Origin of the sequence: Thermomonas sp. S9, from assembly GCF_024704365.1 — a bacterium.
GTDB lineage: Bacteria > Pseudomonadota > Gammaproteobacteria > Xanthomonadales > Xanthomonadaceae > Thermomonas.
This window is the reverse complement of record NZ_JAJDFY010000001.1, coordinates 2,608,414-2,623,591: the sequence shown is the minus strand read 5'-3', so window position 1 is coordinate 2,623,591 and position 15,178 is coordinate 2,608,414. Positions and strand designations below refer to the sequence as shown.

11 protein-coding genes and 3 pseudogenes are annotated in these 15,178 nt (G+C 68.8%); 10 read left to right on the top strand and 4 right to left on the bottom strand.

Translation table 11 applies throughout. The features are described 5' to 3' along the window. Positions 1-24 precede the first annotated feature (24 nt). The 6 genes and pseudogenes from LJB71_RS13265 to LJB71_RS13240 all read left to right on the top strand — a co-directional run bounded on the left by LJB71_RS13265 (position 25) and on the right by LJB71_RS13240 (position 4,925). On the top strand, positions 25-1,008 hold the full coding sequence (locus LJB71_RS13265; protein ID WP_259304544.1) for a malate dehydrogenase: 984 nt from the start codon (positions 25-27) through the stop codon (positions 1,006-1,008). A gap of 129 nt (positions 1,009-1,137) precedes the next feature. Then, on the top strand, positions 1,138-1,317 hold the full coding sequence (locus tag LJB71_RS13260) for a hypothetical protein (protein WP_259304543.1): 180 nt from the start codon (positions 1,138-1,140) through the stop codon (positions 1,315-1,317). A gap of 7 nt (positions 1,318-1,324) precedes the next feature. Further along, positions 1,325-2,314 carry a sensor domain-containing diguanylate cyclase gene (locus tag LJB71_RS13255; RefSeq protein WP_259304542.1) on the top strand — a complete coding sequence of 330 codons (990 nt, stop codon included), beginning with the start codon at positions 1,325-1,327 and terminating at the stop codon, positions 2,312-2,314. A gap of 58 nt (positions 2,315-2,372) precedes the next feature. Beyond that, positions 2,373-3,258, top strand: a pseudogene (prpB, locus tag LJB71_RS13250) (methylisocitrate lyase). A gap of 33 nt (positions 3,259-3,291) precedes the next feature. Further along, complete coding sequence (gene prpC, locus LJB71_RS13245; RefSeq protein WP_259304541.1) at positions 3,292-4,443, top strand: 2-methylcitrate synthase; 1,152 nt, start codon at positions 3,292-3,294, stop codon at positions 4,441-4,443. Positions 4,444-4,502: 59 nt separating this feature from the next. Beyond that, the gene (locus LJB71_RS13240) at positions 4,503-4,925 is read left to right on the top strand and encodes a potassium channel family protein (protein WP_259304540.1); all 423 of its coding nucleotides are present in this window, start codon (positions 4,503-4,505) and stop codon (positions 4,923-4,925) included. Between the two features lie 19 nt (positions 4,926-4,944). On the opposite strand, the gene LJB71_RS13235 is transcribed toward LJB71_RS13240, so the two are convergent. Next, positions 4,945-5,403: a cell wall hydrolase gene (locus LJB71_RS13235; protein ID WP_259304539.1), complete on the bottom strand. Its 459-nt coding sequence runs from the start codon at positions 5,401-5,403 to the stop codon at positions 4,945-4,947. Positions 5,404-5,699: 296 nt separating this feature from the next. Continuing rightward, positions 5,700-7,718, bottom strand: a complete 2,019-nt coding sequence (locus tag LJB71_RS13230; RefSeq protein WP_259304538.1) for an NADPH-dependent 2,4-dienoyl-CoA reductase — start codon at positions 7,716-7,718, stop codon at positions 5,700-5,702. A 207-nt stretch (positions 7,719-7,925) separates the two neighbouring features. Between LJB71_RS13230 and LJB71_RS13225 the strand changes: the two genes are divergently transcribed. From LJB71_RS13225 to LJB71_RS13215, 3 genes and pseudogenes are all read left to right on the top strand, one after another. Continuing rightward, positions 7,926-9,011, top strand: a complete 1,086-nt coding sequence (locus LJB71_RS13225) for an OmpA family protein (protein WP_310649424.1) — start codon at positions 7,926-7,928, stop codon at positions 9,009-9,011. Positions 9,012-9,170: 159 nt separating this feature from the next. Next, complete coding sequence (locus LJB71_RS13220) at positions 9,171-9,659, top strand: hypothetical protein (RefSeq protein ID WP_259304537.1); 489 nt, start codon at positions 9,171-9,173, stop codon at positions 9,657-9,659. Continuing rightward, positions 9,656-10,391 (top strand): annotated as a pseudogene (locus LJB71_RS13215) (pseudouridine synthase). The gene LJB71_RS13220 and the pseudogene LJB71_RS13215 overlap by 4 nt, the downstream one beginning before the upstream one ends. 3 nt (positions 10,392-10,394) lie before the next feature. Here the strand turns inward: LJB71_RS13215 and kbl are convergent. Then, positions 10,395-11,588: a glycine C-acetyltransferase gene (gene kbl / locus LJB71_RS13210; protein ID WP_259304536.1), complete on the bottom strand. Its 1,194-nt coding sequence runs from the start codon at positions 11,586-11,588 to the stop codon at positions 10,395-10,397. Positions 11,589-11,730: 142 nt separating this feature from the next. Further along, a complete protein-coding gene (gene tdh, locus LJB71_RS13205) occupies positions 11,731-12,753 on the bottom strand; it encodes an L-threonine 3-dehydrogenase (RefSeq protein WP_259304825.1) in 1,023 nt (340 codons plus the stop codon). A 149-nt stretch (positions 12,754-12,902) separates the two neighbouring features. Between tdh and LJB71_RS13200 the strand changes: the two are divergent. Next, positions 12,903-15,053: pseudogene (locus tag LJB71_RS13200) on the top strand (S46 family peptidase). Positions 15,054-15,178: the final 125 nt, after the last annotated feature.

Genomic DNA, 15,178 nt, shown 5'->3' with positions numbered 1-15,178 from the left:
GTTCATTGCACTACGGAGATGTCCATGAAAGCCCCCGTTCGAGTCGCCGTCACCGGCGCTGCAGGCCAGATCGGCTACGCCCTGCTGTTCCGCATCGCGTCCGGCGAAATGCTGGGCAAGGACCAGCCGGTCATCCTGCAGATGCTGGAGCTGCCGCTGGAGAAAGCGCAGGCCGCGCTCAAGGGCGTGATGATGGAGCTGGAAGACTGCGCTTTCCCGCTGCTGGCGGGCATGGTCGGCACCTCCGACCCGATGGTCGCGTTCAAGGACGCCGACTACGCGCTGCTGGTCGGCGCGATGCCGCGCGGCCCGGGCATGGAGCGCAAGGACCTGCTGCTGAAGAACGCCGAGATCTTCACCGTGCAGGGCAAGGCCCTGAACGCCGTGGCCAGCCGCGAGGTGAAAGTGCTGGTAGTGGGCAACCCGGCCAATACCAATGCCTACATCGCCATGAAGTCCGCGCCCGACCTGCCGGCGAAGAACTTCACCGCGATGCTGCGTCTGGACCACAACCGTGCGCTGAGCCAGCTCGCGGCCAAGGCGAACGTGCCGGTTGCCGACATCGAAAAGCTCGTGGTGTGGGGCAACCACAGCCCGACCATGTATCCCGACTACCGCTTCGCCACCGCGGGCGGGGTGTCGCTGAAGGACAAGATCGACGACGCCGACTGGAATGCCAATACCTTCATTCCGGTGGTGGGCAAGCGCGGCGCGGCGATCATCGAGGCGCGCGGGCTGTCCTCGGCCGCTTCGGCCGCGAACGCCGCGATCGACCATATGCGCGACTGGGCGCTGGGCACCAACGGCAAGTGGGTCACCATGGGCGTGCCGTCCGATGGCAGCTACGGCATCCCGGAGGGCATCATCTACGGCGTGCCGGTGACCTGCGCGGGCGGCGAGTATACCCGCGTGCAGGGCCTGCCGATCGACGATTTCAGCCGCGAGCGCATGGACAAGACCCTGGCCGAGCTGGAGGAAGAGCGCGCGGGCGTCGCCCACCTGTTCTGACCCGCGCGCCCGCACGGCATGCACCGGAAAGGCGGCCGCTGGCCGCCTTTTCCGTGTGCGGACGTTGCACTTGCAGGCAGGGGGGCGTGGGCGTTAAGTAGTTGCATGGGGGACGGGGCGTCCGAGGCGGTGTCGACGGCTGCGCGGGGTGGCGCGGCCCTGCTGCGCCTGGCCGCGAACAAGGCGCTGCTGGTGGCGCTGGTCTATCTGCTGCTGGGCATGGCGTGGATCCTGTGGTCGGACCGCGCGGTCGAGGCGCTGTTCCAGGACGCCGTCCAGCTGACCCGGGTGCAGACCTGGAAGGGCTGAGCTGTACGTGGCCGCCACCGCCGTGCTGTTGTACGCCGTGCTGTACCGGCTGCTGCGCGACGAAGCCGCCCATCGCCTGCGCCAGCAGCGCCAGCGCGAGGACCTGGACCTGCTCAACCAGTTCCGCGAGAGCATCATCGACAACGCCAACATCTGGCTCAACGTGCTCGATGCCCAGGCGCGGATCACGGTCTGGAACAAGGCTGCCGAGCAGATCAGCGGCTACCGGCGCGAGGAGGTGATCGGTGGCGATGCGGTCTGGGAGTGGCTGTATCCGGACCCGGCCTATCGCGCCGACATCGCGCGGCGGGTGCGCGCGATCCTCGACGATGGCGCCGAGGTCGAGGGCTTCGAAACCCATATCCGGTGCAGGGATGGCCAGGTCAAGACCATGGCCTGGAACCAGCGCCGGTTCTTCGACGAGCGCGGCCAGGTCGGCTCCATCGCGATCGGCCAGGACATCACCGAGCGCAAGCGGCTGCAGGACGAGCTGGAGCGGATGGCCGTGCACGACCCGCTGACCGGGCTGTACAACCGCCGCGAGTTCGAGCTGCTGGCCGCCCGCCGCTTCGCGGACTGCGCGGAGGCCGGGCATCCCTACAGCCTGCTGTGGGTGGACATCGACGAGTTCAAGGCGGTCAACGACCGCTTCGGCCACCAGGTGGGCGACGAGGTGCTGTGCGGCGTGGCGGCGGTGCTGCAGGCGGTGGTGGGCGGGCACGGCATCGCCGCGCGCTATGGGGGCGACGAACTGGTGGTGGCATTGCCGCAGATCGCGCTTCCCGAAGCCCGCGCACTGGGCGAGATCGTCCGGCAGCGGGTGCAGGAGGCGCGGCTGCTCGCCGGTTGCGATGCGGGCACCGCGCTGACCGTGAGCATCGGCGCCGCGCAGCGCGATGCCGCCACGCCCGATCTGGCGGCGCTGGCGAGTGCGGCGGATGCGGCGATGTACCGGGCGAAGGCGGGCGGACGCAACCGGGTGTGCGGCCCGGCGTGAGCACGGCCCCGGAGCGGCGCCCGGCATCGGCTAAAATGGTGTTTTTGCCGGAGCCCGCATGAACGCTTCCTCCGCCGGCGCCCGCTTCCGCGCCGCACTCGCCGAAGAATCTCCGCTGCAGGTGATCGGCGCCATCAACGCCAATCACGCGCTGCTGGCAAAGCGTGCTGGTTATCGTGCCATCTATCTGTCCGGCGGCGGCGTCGCGGCCGGCTCGCTGGGCCTGCCGGACCTCGGCATCAATACGCTGGAAGACGTGCTGGTGGATACCCGCCGGATCACCGACGTCTGCGACCTGCCGCTGCTGGTGGACATCGATACCGGCTTCGGCCCCAGCGCCTTCAACATCGCGCGCGACGGTGAAGAGCCTGATCAAGGCCGGCGCCGCCGCCTGTCACATCGAGGATCAGGTCGGCGCCAAGCGCTGCGGCCATCGCCCGGGCAAGGAGATCGTCCCGCAGGGCGAGATGGTCGACCGGGTGAAGGCGGCGGCCGACGCCAAGACCGATGCCGGGTTCTTCCTGATCGCCCGCACCGATGCGATCCAGGTGGATGGCGTGGAGGCGGCGATCGAGCGTGCCATCGCCTGCGTGGAGGCCGGCGCCGACGGCATCTTCGCGGAGGCCGCTTACGACCTGCAGACCTACCGCCGCTTCGTCGAGGCGGTGCAGGTGCCGGTGCTGGCCAACATCACCGAATTCGGCAAGACCCCGCTGTTCTCGCGCGAGGAGCTGGCCAGCGTTGGCGTGGCGATCCAGCTGTTCCCGCTGTCCGCCTTCCGCGCCGCCAACAAGGCCGCCGAGGCCGTGTATGCGGCGGTGCGCCGCGACGGCCACCAGCGCAACGTGATCGAGACGATGCAGACTCGCGAGGAGCTGTACGACCGCATCGGCTACCACGCCTACGAGCAGCAGCTCGATACGCTGTTCGCGGCGAAGAAGTGAGCCCACGATTTTTCGATGTCCAGGAGCACGACGATGAGCGAAACCGCCACCCCCGGCTTCAAGCCGAAGAAGTCCGTCGCGCTGAGCGGCACCGCCGCCGGCAACACCGCGCTGTGCACGGTCGGCCGCAGCGGCAACGACCTGCACTATCGCGGCTACGACATCCTCGACTTCGCGACCACCAGCGAGTTCGAGGAAATCGCGCACCTGCTGGTGCACGGCAGGCTGCCCAATCGTGCCGAGCTGGCCGCCTACAAGGCCAAGCTGAAGGCGCTGCGCGGCATCCCGGCGGCGGTGAAGGCGGCGCTGGAAGAGCTGCCGCCGTCGGCGCACCCGATGGACGTGATGCGCACCGGCGTGTCGGTGCTCGGCTGCGTGCAGCCGGAGAAGGACGACCACAACCACCCCGGCGCGCGCGATATCGCCGACAAGCTGATGGCGTCCCTGGGCTCGATGCTGCTGTACTGGTACCACTACAGCCACAACGGCCGGGTGATCGACGTGGAAACCGACGACGACTCCATCGGTGGCCACTTCCTGCACCTGCTGCATGGTACGCCGCCGCCGCAGTCGTGGGTGCGTGCGATGCACACCTCGCTGATCCTGTATGCCGAGCACGAGTTCAATGCCAGCACCTTCACCGCGCGCGTGATCGCAGGGACCGGCAGTGACATGTATTCCTGCATCGCCGGCGGCATCGGCGCGCTGCGCGGGCCCAAGCACGGCGGCGCCAACGAGGTCGCGTTCGAGGTGCAGAAGCGCTACGAGACCCCGGACGAGGCCGAAGCAGACATTCGTCGCCGGGTCGAAAACAAGGAAGTCGTCATTGGTTTCGGGCATCCGGTCTATACCGTGTCCGATCCGCGCAACAAGGTGATCAAGGAAGTCGCGCGCCGGCTGTCGGCCGAGCAGGGCAATATGAAAATGTTCGACATCGCCGAGCGCCTGGAGTCGGTGATGTGGGACATCAAGAAGATGTTCCCCAACCTCGACTGGTTCAGCGCGGTCAGCTACCACATGATGGGCGTGCCCACCGCGATGTTTACCCCGCTGTTCGTGATCGCCCGCACCAGCGGCTGGAGCGCGCACGTGATCGAGCAGCGCATCGACGGCAAGATCATCCGCCCGTCCGCGAACTACACCGGGCCGGAAGACCGCGTCTTCGTGCCGCTCGACCAGCGCTGAGCATCGTGATTCCTGCGCCGCCAGTATCTGGTTTTGGCGGATATGCGCTGGCCGCGCTGGTGACGCTGGCAGTCACCGCACTGGTGGTGCTGATGCATTACCGCGGCCTGGAAGGGCTGGCGCGCCGCTACAGCGGCCGTCGCCACCCGCGCCACCGCTCGGCGATGCTGGTGATCATCTTCGCCCTGCTGGGGCTGCATGTGCTGGAAATCGCCTGCTACGGGGTTGCGTACTGGGGCCTGGACCGGTTGCCCGGAATCGGTCTGGCGCGCGGCGCGGTGGACATCTCCCTGTTCGACGGGGTTTACCTGTCGGCCATGGCCTACAGCACGGTCAGCTTCGGCGACATCTCGCCGGACGGCGCGCTGCGGGTCATGGCCGGGATGGAGGCGATCGCCGGGCTGATGCTGATCGCCTGGTCGGCCAGCTTCACCTATCTGGAGATGGCCCGGCTGTGGCAGGACCGCGGCGGTCCGGAATGAGCGCCCGCCCGCGCGCGGCTCAGCCGCGGCGCGGTTTCAGGCTCTGTACCTTGTAGAAGGTATGGTCGCCGATGGTGGCCACCGTGGCCGCATTGCTCCAGGCCGGGCTGGCGATGGCATGCGCCGCGAAGTGGCTGGCGCCCGGCACCACCAGCTTGCGCTGGTCGCGCGGCAGGGCCCAGTTGCGCTCGGAATCCAGCGCCACGCTGACCGCCTCGGTCCAGGCCTGGATGTTGGACAGCCGGGTCTGCGGCGACAGCAGGGTGGGCGCGAACTGCTTGCGCGCGGTCACCACCTGGCACAGGCTGTTGCCCCACAGGCCGCTGTCGCGGCGGCGCAGGGCCACCTCGGCGACGGCCTGCTGGCCCAGCGCGGACTGGTCGCGCGCTTCCAGGTAGACGGTGGTGGACAGGCAGAGCGAGTCTGCGGCCGGCTGCGGCAGCACGTGCGACAGCCAGAGGATCCACGCCAGTTTCATGTCGTACTCCTTGCTCCGTTGCGGCGCGGGGCGGGGCATCAGTGGAGCGGATGCCGCGCATTCGCGTCATGGCGTACTGGGGAGGGCGGCTGCTCTGTGGCGGCCTTTGCCCGGGCGCGCGGCCCGCATCGGTCGGGATGGGCGGGCGGCGTGCCGGTTTACCTGAGCAAGACGCAGGGGCGCGTCCGCTCAGGCCAAAAGTCGGCGCACGGTAGGGGGCGATTCCACAACGTCAGCTGAACGAGTGGATTGAACCCCTTGATTTCCCGTGGATTTGTTCAGCATTCCGGCGTGGGTCAAAGCGTGGCTGCCAGCCGGCTGCCTTCGTCGATCGCGCGCTTGGCGTCCAGTTCGGCCGCCAGCTTGGCGCCGCCGATCAGGTGCACGCGCCGGCCCTGCGCCTGCAGGGCATCGAACAGGTCGCGCCGCGGCTCCTGCCCGGCGCAGATCACCACGTGCTCCACCGCCAGCACCTGCTCGCTCCCATCCACCCGGATGCGCAGCCCGGCCGCGTCCATCCCGAGGTACTCCACCCCGCCCAGCATGCGCACACCCTTGGCCTTGAGCGTGGCGCGGTGGATCCAGCCGGTGGTCTTGCCCAGGCGGGCGCCGGGCCTGCCGGGCGAGCGCTGCAGCAGCCAAAGCTGGCGGGCAGGCGGTGCGGGCTGCGCCGGCACCAACCCGCCGGCCGTTTCGAATGTCGGATCCACGCCCCATTCCCGCATCCAGCGCTCCGGGTCCAGGCTGGGCGAGTGCCCGGCCTCGGCCAGGAATTCGGCCACGTCGAACCCGATCCCGCCGGCCCCGATGATGGCGGCGCGCGCGCCCACCGTCACCCGGCCTTCCAGCACGTCGAGGTAGCCGACCACCCGCGGATCGTCGGCACCGGGGAACGCCACCCGGCGCGGCGTCACCCCGGTGGCGACGACGACTTCGTCGAACCCCGCCAGATCCGCCGCCCCCACCCGCGTGCCCAGCCGCCGCTCCACCCCGGTTTCCACGAGCCGGTGGTCGAAATAGCGCAGGGTTTCGCGGAATTCCTCCTTGCCGGGGATGCGCTTGGCCAGGTTGAACTGGCCGCCGATCTCCGCGGCCGCGTCGAACAGCACGACGCGGTGCCCGCGCTCGGCGGCGACGCTGGCGCAGGCGAGGCCGGCGGGCCCGGCGCCGACGACGGCCACCGATTTGCGCACGCGTGCGGGCATGTAGTTGAGCTCGGTTTCGGCGCAGGCGCGCGGATTCACCAGGCAGCTGGCGCGCTTGTTTTCGAACACGTGGTCGAGGCAGGCCTGGTTGCAGGCGATGCAGGTGTTGATGGCATATGCGCGGCCGGCCCTGGCTTTCTCTACCCACTGCGGGTCGGCCAGCAGCGGGCGCGCCATCGATACCAGATCGGCATGGCCCTGCGCCAGCACGCGCTCGGCCACGTCCGGCATGTTGATGCGGTTGGTCGCCACCAGCGGCAGCGCCACGTGTGGTTTCAGCTTGGCGGTCACGCCGGCGAAGGCCGCGCGGGGCACCGATGTCGCGATGGTCGGTACCCGCGCTTCGTGCCAGCCGATGCCGGTATTGATGATCGTCGCGCCGGCGGCCTCGACCGCGCGCGCCTGCGCCACGATGTCGCCCCAGCCATTGCCGTCTTCCACCAGGTCCAGCAGCGACAGCCGGTAGATCAGGATGAAGTCCGGGCCGCAGGCCTCGCGCACGCGGCGCACGGTCTCCACCGCAAAGCGCATCCGCCGCTGCGCGTCCCCGCCCCAGGCATCGTTGCGATGATTGGTGCGCGGCACGCTGAACTCGTTGAGCAGATAGCCTTCCGAACCCATGATCTCGACCCCGTCGTAGCCGGCCTCGCGCGCGCGCGCGGCGGCGCTGGCGAAGTCGCGCAGGGTGCGCTCGATCCCGCGCGCGCTCAACGCGCGTGGGGTGAACGGGGTGATCGGCGCTTTCAGCGCGCTCGGCGCCACCGACAGCGGGTGGTAGACATAGCGCCCGGCATGCAGCAGCTGCAGGCAGATCTTCGCGCCGTGCGCGTGCACCGCGGCGGTCACCTGGCGGTGTCGGCGCACATGCCAGGGCAGGCTCATCCGGCCGGCAAAGGGCTTGAGCCAGCCGCGCAGGTTCGGCGCGAAGCCGCCGGTGACCATCAGCCCGACGCCGCCGGCCGCGCGCTCGGCGAAATACGCCGCCAGTTTGGGGAAGTCGCGGGCGTGGTCTTCCAGCCCGGTGTGCATCGAGCCCATCAGGACCCGGTTGCGCAGGGTGGTGAAGCCAAGGTCGAGCGGGCGCAGCAGGTGCGGATAGGCGGTCGTCATCACCGAAGCATACCGCGGCGTATGGGTGATGTGCGTCCCAACCGCAATGCCTTCACACGTTTTGCAAGCGCCCGAAGTTATGCTAACGTTAACCCGCTTTCGCATGCCCATCGGGTCCGAAGCAGGTGGTGTGCGAACACAACCGGTACACAGCAACACCAACACCTTTGCGTCGCAAGTTTCTTCACTGAATCAAGGAGCTGAAGCATGAACAAGAAACTCCTCTGCGCTGCCCTGCTGGGTGGTCTGGGTCTGGCGCAGGCCGCGTCTGCCCAGGAGTTCGATGATCGCTGGTACGTGTCGGGTTCGACCGGCGTGAATTTCCAGGACAAGGATCGTGGCACTGAAGACTCGTTGTTCGGCACCCTGGGCTTCGGCAAGTTCCTGACCCCCCGGGTTTCGCTGGATGCCGAGCTGAACTATCAGAATCCGGACAAGAAGATCAATCCGAACTACCACTGGAGCCAGTACGGCGTTTCGCTGGATGCGCGCTATCACTTCCGCGACGCGGGCGCCAAGTGGTGGCCGTATCTGCGTGGCGGCGTCGGCGTGCAGCGCCATGAGGAGGAGTACAACGCGGCGCCGCTGCCGAGCCCGGGCCGGCACAAGGCATCCAACCTGGCGGTCAACCTCGGTGCCGGTCTGCAGTTCGATTTCGGCCGCATGAACCTGCGCACTGAGATCGGTACCCGGGTCGATTTCGACGACCAGCAGGCGCGCATCGGCAACCAGCAGAATCAGTTCACCGATGGCCTGCTGTCGATCGGCATGACCTACGCCCTCGGCCCGGAGCCGGTCGCTCCGGTCGCCCCGGCCCCGGCCCCGGAGCCGGTCAAGACCTGCGCCGACATGGATGACGACGGCGACGGCGTCAACAACTGCAACGACAAGTGCCCGAACTCGCAGGCCGGCCAGACCATCGGCCCGGATGGCTGCCCGGTGCCGGTCTCGATCGACCTGAAGGGCGTGAACTTCGACTTCGACAAGGCTACCCTGCGTCCGGACGCCGTGGCGATCCTGAACGAGGCGGTCGAGATCCTGAAGCGCTATCCGGAGCTGAAGGTGGAAGTGGCCGGCCACACCGACCAGTGCGGCAAGGAAGGCTACAACCAGAAGCTGTCCGAGCGCCGTGCCAAGGTGGTCTATGACTACCTGACCAGCAACGGGATCGACGCCAGCCGTCTGGCCGGCCCGATCGGCTACGGCTTCAGCCGTCCGCTCGAGGACAAGGGCTTCAAGTTCCCGGCCTGCAAGAGCGAGATCAACCGCCGCACCGAGCTCAACAGCCAGTAATTTCAGCTGTCTGGTGCTCACGCGAAGCCCGGCCATTGCCGGGCTTCGTTTTTCCGGTGGTGGACGATGCGTCTTTCTTGCGGATTCGGGGCGGCAGTACATTGCCGGCGCGACGGCCTGCGGCCTACACTGTGCGCGGTTTTCCGGGGAGTTGCCGCCATGCCGTCGATCCGTGCCGTCCCAGTCCTGCCGCTGCTGTTCCTGCCGGTCATGGCGCATGCCGCGGGCGATACCTGCCAGATGGAACTCGAGGCTCCTGCTCCCGTGCGCGTCGGTGTCCTGGCGCCGGTGGCGGCGGAGTTCGCGCCTGCGCTGACCCAGCTGGGCAGTGCCGACGGGGTGCTGGCGCAATCATTCGACGAGGCGCTGTCGGTGGACAACGTGCTGGCGCGCATCCGCATCGATGGCTGCCGCGCGATGCTCAAGAAAGCGGCGTCGGCGCTGGCGCATGCAGGCCCCGATCCTGCGGCGTACAAGCCCAGGACCGCGTTCGACAATACGCCCTGGCGCTTCAACATGACCCAGAACGGCAAGCGCATGACCGCCGACGAGTTCGATGCCTGGATGAAGGCGCGCGGCGTGCGCGTGGTCGGCAAGAAGGAGTCGGGCGCGGACGCCGCGCCTGCCGCGGCCGCGCCGGAGAAGTGAGCCGGTCCGTGCGCGGGCCGCGGCATGGCCTGGCGCGCGTGCTGTCCAAGCGCGGGCTGTGCTCGCGCAGCGCAGCGGAACGGCTGGTGCGCGCTGGGCGCGTCCGGCTGGAAGGGCGCGTGGTGCGCGATCCCGAACACCCCGTCGACGCCGTGGCCGCGCGCATCGCCATCGATGGCGCCGAGCCGGTCGCCGCGCTGCCGCGCTACTTGATGCTCAACAAGCCGCGTGGCCTGGTCACCACTGCGCGCGACGAGCGCGGGCGCGACACGGTCTACCGCTGCTTCGACGGTGCGGGGCTGGGCTGGATCGCCCCGGTCGGCCGGCTCGACAAGGCCAGCGAGGGGCTGCTGCTGTTCAGCAATGATCCGCAGTGGGCCGCGCGCATCACCGACCCGGCGACCGGGCCGGTCAAGACCTACCACGTGCAGGTGGACCGCATTCCCGACGATGCCACCCTGGCCGCGCTGCGCGCCGGGGTCGAGGCGGACGGTGAGCGACTGCGCGCCCTGTCGGCGGTGCTGCTGCGCGCCGGGGGAGAAGCACGCGTGGCTCGAGATCGTGCTCGCCGAGGGCCGCAACCGCCAGATCCGGCGCCTGCTGGCGGCGTTCGGCATCGGCGTGCTGCGGCTGGTGCGGGTGGCGATCGGGCCGCTGGCCCTCGGCACGCTGCCGAAGGGGCAGTGGCGGGAGTTGACCGCGGAGGAAATCACCGCGCTCGGCGGCGGCTGAGCCTCAGGCTTTCAGCACGCCCAGTTCGCGGCCGATGCGGGTGAAGGCGTCGATGGCACGGTCGAGATGCGCGCGCGTATGCGCGGCCGAGATCTGGGTGCGGATGCGCGCCTGGCCCTTGGGCACCACCGGGAAGAAGAACCCGATCGCGTAGATGCCTTCCTCCAGCAGGCGCGCGGCGAAGCGCTGCGCCAGCGGTGCGTCGTACAGCATCACCGGGCAGATTGGGTGCACGCCCGGCTTGAGGTCGAAGCCGGCGGCGGTCATGCGCTCGCGGAAGTAGGCGGTGTTCTCGCGCAGGCGCTCGCGCAGCCCGCCGGCGGCATCCAGCATCTGGAACGCCTTGATCCCGGCGGCCACCACGTGCGGCGGCAGCGAGTTGGAGAACAGGTAGGGGCGCGAGCGCTGGCGCAGCAGCTCGATCACCTCCTTCTTCGCGGTGGTGAAGCCGCCCAGCGCGCCGCCCATGGCCTTGCCGAGGGTGCCGGTGAAGATGTCGATCCTGTCCAGCACGCCCTTCACCTCGGCGCTGCCGCGACCGGTGGCGCCCAAAAAGCCGGTGGCATGGCATTCGTCGATGTGCACCAGCGCGCCGTACTTCGCGGCCAGCGCGGTGATCTCGTCCAGCGGCGCGATGAAGCCGTCCATCGAGAACACGCCGTCGGTGGTGATCATGATCGTGCGCGCGCCGTCGGCCCTGGCCTGCCGGAGCTGCGTCTCGAGGTCGGCCATGTCGCAGTTGGCGTAGCGGTAGCGGCGGGCCTTGCACAGGCGCACGCCGTCGATGATCGAGGCGTGGTTGAGCGCATCCGAGATGATCGCGTCGTGCTCGTCCAGCAGCGGCTCGAACAGGCCGCCGTTGGCGTCGAAGCAGGCGGCATAGAGGATGGTGTCCTCGGTGCCGAAGAAGCCGGTGATGGTCTGTTCCAGCTGCTTGTGCAGGTCCTGGGTGCCGCAGATGAAGCGCACGCTGGCCATGCCGAAGCCGTGGGTGTCCAGCGCCCGCTTGGCTTCCGCGATGATGTCCGGATGGTCGGCCAGCCCGAGGTAGTTGTTGGCGCAGAAGTTCAGCACGGTGCGCCCGTCGGCCAGCGTGATCTCGGCCGACTGCGGGCTGGTGATGATGCGCTCGGACTTGAACAGGCCGGCGGCGCGGATTTCCTCGAGGGTATCGGCGTAGCGTTGGGTCAGGGACATGGGGGTTCCGTGCGCATTGGGCGGCCGGGGCTGCCTGTGCCCGACACGCCGTGAATACGTCCATGTAGGCTCATCGGCGGCATCCATGCCGCCGATGGTCGTGCACAGGCAGCCCCGGCCACCCAATGCACGACCCGTCTCGTCAGTTCCAGCTCAGCACGACCTTGCCGGCCTTGCCGCTTTCCATCAGCTCGAAGCCCTTCTGGAACTCCTCGATCGGCAGCTGGTGGGTGAGCACCTTACCCAGCGGGAAGCCGGACAGCACCAGCTGGGTCATCTTGTACCAGGTCTCGTACATCTTGCGGCCGTAGATGCCCTGCACGGTCAGGCCCTTGAAGATGATCCTGTCCCAGTCCACCCCGGCGCCCTTGGGCAGGATGCCGAGCAGGGCGATCTTGCCGCCGTGGTACATGCAGTCGAGCATGTCGTTGAAGGCGCGCGGGTTGCCGCTCATCTCCAGGCCCACGTCGAAGCCTTCCATGTGCAGATCCTGCATCACGTCCTTGAGCGAGGTGTTGGCCACGTTCACCACCCGGGTGGCGCCCATGTCGGCGGCCAGCTTCAGGCGGTAGTCGTTGACGTCGGTGACGACCACGTTGCGCGCGCCGATGTGCTTGCAGATGCCGGCGGCGATGATGCCGATCGGGCCGGCGCCGGTGATCAGCACGTCCTCGCCGACCACGTCGAACTCCAGCGCGCAGTGCGCGGCATTGCCGTAGGGATCGAAGAACGCCGCCAGCTCGGACGGGATCTGGTCCGGGATCGGCCACAGGTTGCTGGCCGGCATCACCATGTATTCGGCGAATGCGCCGTTGCGGTTCACGCCGATACCGACCGTGTTCGGGCACAGGTGCTGGCGGCCGGCGCGGCAGTTGCGGCAGTGGCCGCAGACGATGTGGCCTTCCGCCGAGACGCGCTGGCCGACTTCGTAGCCGGTGACGGCCGCGCCGAGGGCGGCGATGCGGCCGACGAACTCGTGCCCGATGGTCAGCCCCGGCTGGATCGTGCGCTGGCTCCAGTCGTCCCACAGGTAGATGTGCAGGTCGGTGCCGCAGATCGCGGTCTTCTCCAGCTTGATCAGCACCTCGTTCGGGCCGGGCACCGGAATCGGCACCTCCTCCATCCAGATGCCCTTGGCGGCTTCGCGCTTGACCAGCGCGCGCATGGTGGTGGCTTGCGACATATGCGTGACCCGTGGGAATAAGCGGCCATTCTAGCGCCGTTCCCCGTGCCGCCCGGGCCTGACCATGGGCACGGGTCGCCGCCGGGCGGGGATGGTCTAATACCGGTTTGCCGCCCTTTAGAGAGCCGCCCATGCGTAAACGCCGCCTGACCGCCGCCCTGGCCCTGACCCTCGCGGGCGGAGCCGCCCATGCCGACGAGGGCATGTGGATGCCTTCGCAACTGCCGCAGCTGGCATCGCAGCTGAAGGCCGCGGGCTTCAAGGGCGATCCGGCACGGCTTGCCGATGTCACCGCCGATCCACTGGCGGCGGTGATTTCGCTGGGCGGCTGCACCGCCAGCTTCGTCTCGCCGCAGGGGCTGATCGTCACCAACCATCACTGTGCGATGGGCGCCATCCAGCTCAACTCCACGCCCGAGAAAAACCTGATCAAGGACGGCTTCAACGCCGCCACCCTGGCCGACGAGGTTTCCGCCGGGCCGGCCGCGCGGGCCTGGGTGACGGTGGGCTTCACCCCGATTACCGACCGCATCCTGGCGGATGCCCGCGGCAAGACCGGGCGCGCCTACTTCGATGCGGTGGAGGCCGCGAAGAAGGCCGCGGTGGCCGAATGCGAGCAGGACGCCGGGCACCGCTGCAGCGTGGCCGACATGTACTACGGCAGCGAGTTCTACCTGATCAAGCAGCTGGAACTGAAGGACATCCGGCTGGTGTACGCGCCGCCGGAGGCGATCGGCAACTACGGCGACGAGATCGACAATTTCATGTGGCCGCGCCACAGCGGCGATTTCGCGTTCTACCGCGCCTACGTCGGCCGGGACGGCAAGCCGGCCGCATACGCGCCGGACAACGTGCCCTACGTGCCGCCCGCGGTGCTGCCGGTGTCCACCGCGCCGGTGAAGGCGGGGGACTTCGCGATGGTGGCCGGCTACCCCGGCGTCACCTTCCGTCTGCGCACCGCCTCCGAGTTCGCCACCCAGGTGGACTGACTGCTGCCGCAGCGGGTGGAGATGCTGGACGGCCTGATCCGCACCATCGATGCGGCCACCGCCGGCAGCGAAGAGAAGCGCGTGCGCTACGCCTCCACCGTGGCCTCGCTGAAGAACAACCTCAAGCGCGCGCAGGGCGAGCTGGACGGCCTGCGCCGCAGCGATGCGGTGCGCGTGCGCCGCGCCGACGAGGATGCGATGCTGGCCTGGCTGGCGCGGCAGCCGGGCAGCAAGCCGGCGCAGGCCGGGATCCGCGCGCTGCAGGCGCAGCTGGATGCGCAGGACGCCACCCGCGCGCGCGATTTCCTCCTGCCGTTCCTGCGTCCGGGGCTGCTGGGCGCGGCGGTGCAGTTGCAGCGGCTGGCGCTGGAGCGCACCAAGCCGGATGCCCAGCGCGAGTCCGGCTATCAGCAGCGCGACGAGGCGCTGATCGAGGGCGGGTTGAGGCAGCTGCAGAAGCGCTTCGATCCCGAGGTGGAGAAGGCCACCCTGCGCTATGCGCTTAAGCGCTATTTCGCGCTGCCGGCCGCGCAGCGGGTGCCGGAGTTCGATGCGGTATTCGGCCGCAATATGACCGAGGCCGCGCAGCGGCTGGACGCCCTGTACGCGGGCACCCGGCAGGGCGACGAAAGCGTGCGGCTGGGGGCGATGCGTCAGGATGCCGCGCAGCTTGCCGCCTCCGACGACAGCCTGCTGCGCGCCGCCGCCACGTTGCAGCCGGCGCTGCTGCGGCTCGAAGACGCGGCCAAGCAGCGCGCCGGCGAGCTGCTACGGCTGCGCCCGGCTTACATGCGCGCTCTGATCGCCTACCGCAAGACGCAGGGCCGCGCGGTGTACCCGGACGCCAATTCCACCCTGCGCGTGAGCTATGGCAAGGTCAGCCCGCTGTCGCCGCGCGACGGCATCGACTACCGCCCGCTGACCACGGTGGCGGGCATTCTCGAAAAGCACACCGGCAAGGCCCCGTTCGATGCGCCCGCGCCGCTGCGCGAGGCGATCGCAAAAGGCGATTTCGGCACCACCATGGATCCGGAACTGAAGACGCAGACGGTCGATTTCATGACCAACCTCGACACCACCGGCGGTAACTCCGGTTCACCGGTGCTGGATGCGCAGGGCCGCCTGATCGGGCTGAACTTCGACAGCAACTGGGAAGCGGTCAGCGCCAGCTGGATGTACGACCCCCGCTACAAGCGCGCGATCCACGTGGACATGCGCTACCTGCGCTGGATCCTGGCCAAGGTGTACCCCGCGCCGCGCCTGCTGCACGAGATGCAGCTGCCGGCCGAATGAGCCGATGGCCGCCCGTTTCGAACCAATGACCGAACGCACGGAGGGAGAGAACATGCGCAAGACGATGATGGCCGCCGCGGTGGCGCTGGCGGTGGCGACGATGGGCCTGGGCACGGCGCGCGCCG

What these genes read in the sequence shown, in the direction of transcription:
- LJB71_RS13265 (WP_259304544.1), top strand. Translation starts at nt 25, where the DNA reads ATGAAAGCCCCCGTTCGAGTCGCCGTCACCGGCGCTGCAGGCCAGATC.
- prpC (WP_259304541.1), top strand. Translation starts at nt 3,292, where the DNA reads ATGAGCGAAACCGCCACCCCCGGCTTCAAGCCGAAGAAGTCCGTCGCG.
- LJB71_RS13235 (WP_259304539.1), bottom strand. Translation starts at nt 5,403, where the DNA reads ATGAAACTGGCGTGGATCCTCTGGCTGTCGCACGTGCTGCCGCAGCCG.
- LJB71_RS13230 (WP_259304538.1), bottom strand. Translation starts at nt 7,718, where the DNA reads ATGACGACCGCCTATCCGCACCTGCTGCGCCCGCTCGACCTTGGCTTC.
- LJB71_RS13225 (WP_310649424.1), top strand. Translation starts at nt 7,926, where the DNA reads ATGAACAAGAAACTCCTCTGCGCTGCCCTGCTGGGTGGTCTGGGTCTG.
- LJB71_RS13220 (WP_259304537.1), top strand. Translation starts at nt 9,171, where the DNA reads ATGCCGTCGATCCGTGCCGTCCCAGTCCTGCCGCTGCTGTTCCTGCCG.
- kbl (WP_259304536.1), bottom strand. Translation starts at nt 11,588, where the DNA reads ATGTCCCTGACCCAACGCTACGCCGATACCCTCGAGGAAATCCGCGCC.
- tdh (WP_259304825.1), bottom strand. Translation starts at nt 12,753, where the DNA reads ATGCGCGCGCTGGTCAAGCGCGAAGCCGCCAAGGGCATCTGGATGGAG.